We start from the raw sequence: 3,279 nt of genomic DNA on the forward strand, positions 1-3,279 counted from the left end.
TAGACAATAATAATTAGGCTAAAATAAACGTTCATTTTTACTATAGGAAAATCATGCCAAGAAACGACTTGCTATCCAAGGATGAACAAAAAAGATTTGATACGCCTCCTCAATTTACAAACGCACAAAAAGAGTATTTTTTCAAACTACCCATAGAGCTACAAGAGAGGCTTAACAGGGGTCCCCTGAGAAAACGGAATATATAGTACGTTAAGAGAATTTTACCACTCTTAAAGGCCTAAATTTGCCATCTTTGAGCTTTGAACTCTTTTTCCAGACGTAATCACCGGTTAAATTGATGTGTTCCCAACCTAATGGTGACAAATATTGGAGTAGCGAGTCGTCGATTGTTTCTCCTTTATTCTTTAACGCATCTACTGCGCGTTCCAAATAAACTGTATTCCAAAGCACAATTGCAGACGTTAAAAGTGTCAACCCGCTGGCACGATAACGCTGTTGATCGAAGCTTCTATCCCGTATTTCTCCAAGTCGATTGAAAAACACTGCACGAGCTAACGCGTTTCTTGCTTCACCTTTATTGAGTCCTGCTTGTACACGGCGCCGTAGTTCAACGCTTTGCAGCCAATCCAGAATAAAAAGGGTTCGCTCAATTCGACCCAATTCTCGTAACGCTATGGCTAATCCGTTTTGTCTTGGGTAGCTACCTAGTTTTCGTAACATCAAGGAGGCGGTGACGGTACCTTTTTTAATCGAACCAGCTAAGCGTAAAATCTCATTCCAATGGATCTGAATATGTTTGATCCCAAGTGTTCCACCAATCATAGGTTTCAGAGCATCGTATTTCTTTCCATTATCGGGAATATATATTTTAGTATCCGCTAAATCCCTGATCCTCGGAGCAAACCGAAATCCAAGTAGATGCATCAGTGCAAACACATGATCGGTAAATCCTGCTGTGTCGGTATAGTGTTCCTCAATTCGCAAATCTGATTCGTGATAAAGAAGTCCATCGAGCACATAGGTTGAGTCACGAACACCGACATTTACTAGCTTGGCACTAAAGGGAGAGTATTGATCAGAGATGTGGGTGTAAAATAATCTTCCGGGCTCGCTTCCGTATTTTGGATTGATATGACCGGTGCTTTGAGCTTTGCTACCGGCACGAAACCGCTGACCATCTGATGAAGAGGTTTTGCCATCTCCCCAGTTTGTAGCAAAAGGATGTTTCAGCTGTGCATTAGTGAGTTCGCCTAATGCTTGCGAATAGGTTTCATCACGTATATGCCAAGCTTGTAGCCATGAGAGTTTTGAGTAGGTGGTACCAGGACACGATTCTGCCATTTTTGAGAGACCAAGATTAATCCCATCGGCAAGTATTGCCGTTAAAAGCAGAGTCGGATCTTTAGTCAGTTGATCGTTTTTAATATGAGTGAAATGTCGGCTAAATCCTGTCCATGTATCAACTTCTATTAAGAGCTCGGTGATTTTTATATGAGGAAGTAATGCCGCCGTATTTTGAATCAGTGATTGGGCATTGTCAGGAAAAATAGCATCAAAAGGTGTAATCTTTAGACCATTATTCGTGATAATTGCATCGGGCAGTTCGTTTGATGCTGCCAACATATTGACAGTATTCAGCCTCTCTTCTAACTGAGCTAAGCGCTGGCTCATGTAGCGCTCGCAGTCAGTATCGACACTTATTCCCAGTTTATCCGCTTCTTTTAACGACGAATAGGCATCACTCGTCAAAAGATATGCATCGAAATCCTTAAATTGCCGTGATCCCTGCACCCATATATCACCTGATCGAAGAGCATTTTTAAGTTCGGTCAACAGGCATAACTCATAGTTGCGTCGATCTATTCCCTCGGGGGTGAATACCAGTTTACCCCATCTACGCCGCACAAATCCGGTTGGAGCATCATCGGGAACTTTTCTAGTGTTGTCCAAATAAATCTTGCGTAATAATTCAATACCTTGAAGAAGTTCTTCAGCAGCTGGCGCGGCACGAAGTTTCAATATGCCAAGAAAGTCGGGGACGTATCGCCGGATTGTAGGATAATTTTCGGCAATGCGATGTATAAAATCGAAATCCTCATTTTTCGCGAGACGACCTGCTTCGTTAACGCTTTGGGTAAAATCATCCCACGAAATAATTGATTCAATTGCTGTGAAAGGATCTTTTCCCGTCTGTTTCGCATCTAATAGAGCCTGTCCGATCCTATTATAAAGGCGTACTTTGTCATTGATTGCCTTGCCCGAGGATTGAAACTCCTTCTCATGTTTATGTTTGGCTGTGTTGAAGAGTTTACCGATAATCTTATCGTGTAGCTCTATGATCTCATCGGTCAGAGTCGCTATTGTTTCGATCACTAACGCGACTAATGTGGCATAACGCCTATTTGGTTCAAATTTGGACAAATTCGCCGGTGTCATCTGCCCACCTTCGCGAGCCATTTTCAGTAAACGATTTTGATGGACACTTCGCTCGATGCCTTCTGGGAGATTTATATCATGAAGCAATTTTAACCGTTCAATGTGCTCAAGCATGGACTTGGAATTAGCTTTCATAGGTGATTGGCGAAGCCAAGCAAGATAGGTCGAAGAGGAATCCGATCTGATTTTTAAAAGCTGGTCAAGCTGTTGGCGTTGCCGGAGTGTTAAAGGATCACTTAGTTGGGAATAGATATCTCGATTTGCTCGTGTAATCGCTTCGGCGCACATACGTTCAATAACGTTGATGGCAGGCAGTAGTATATTTTTTTGGCGTAGATTTTCAACCAATGTGGAGGCAACGACTATCCCCTTATCCGTTTGTTCTGCAACACTGTGAAGCTCATCAACCATTTCATCGTAGCGTTTCATACTGAAAAGCTCGAAGCCAAATAAGCTTTGCAGCTCCAGCAAATATTCACGTCTTGTTTCCTGACGATGTCCATACTCCCGCCAGAGATCAGATGTAACTTCAAGTTGATCGGCAAGATACTCAAGAAATATTTCCGGAAGCGGCTGATCACTTGAAATTGCAATTCCAGGATAACGCATGCAACACAGTTGAACCGCAAATCCAAGTCGATTGGCTGCACCTCTATGCTGACGAATAACAGAAAGATCGGTTTCACTTAGGGTGTAATACCGGATTAATTCTTCTTCATTCTCAGAAATGGCAATCAGACTCTCTTTTTCAGCAGCAGTTAAAATCGATCGACGGGGCATTGGTACTCCTCTTACAAACGTCGGTTTTTGAGAATAGAAATTATATGAGGGCACCTCTAATAACCCCATTGGGAGTTAGCTAAAAGTACCCACTTGATTTTT

The 3,279-nt window shown here is 42.4% G+C and carries 1 protein-coding gene; it reads right to left on the reverse strand.

Features of this window, described 5'->3' with window-relative positions; genetic code table 11:
* Positions 1-210: 210 nt before the first annotated feature.
* Complete coding sequence (locus JHC35_RS09125; protein WP_295044521.1) at positions 211-3,177, reverse strand: Tn3 family transposase; 2,967 nt, start codon at positions 3,175-3,177, stop codon at positions 211-213.
* Positions 3,178-3,279 lie beyond the last annotated feature (102 nt).

It is taken from the genome of Sulfuricurvum sp. (assembly GCF_022759005.1).
Classification (GTDB): Bacteria; Campylobacterota; Campylobacteria; order Campylobacterales; family Sulfurimonadaceae; genus Sulfuricurvum.